Here is a 316-nt window from a genome sequence, read left to right as displayed (position 1 = left end):
ATCGGCGCCTTCATGCTGCTCGTCATCATGCGCCAGGAGGCGGACGGCAAGGGCATCCCCGGCCTGACGTTGGCCCAGCGCTACTGGGGTCGGTATTTGTTCCTTGCGGCCATCGCCGTGATGCAGGCGGTCATCTGCTGTGTCGGGGTGCTCGCGCTCGGCGTGCAAACCGTCTCGGCGCCGGCGCTCATATTCGCCGCGGCGCTGGCGTCGCTTGCCTACCTCTCCATCATCTACGCCTTCTCCGTCACGCTGCAGCATATCGGCAAGGGCATCTGCGTCGTTCTCGTGTTCGCCCAGATCCCCGGCGCCACGG

Annotated in this window: 1 pseudogene; it reads left to right on the top strand. The window is 66.1% G+C overall.

The features are described from left to right. Nucleotides 1-316 (top strand): annotated as a pseudogene (locus NE591_RS13705) (YhgE/Pip domain-containing protein); the annotation flags it as partial.

The sequence above is a fragment of the Adlercreutzia sp. DFI.6.23 genome, from assembly GCF_024462535.1.
GTDB classification, from domain to species: Bacteria; Actinomycetota; Coriobacteriia; order Coriobacteriales; family Eggerthellaceae; genus Adlercreutzia; species Adlercreutzia rubneri.
The sequence above is the reverse complement of the archived record's forward strand: the minus strand, read 5'-3'. Positions and strand labels throughout refer to the sequence as shown.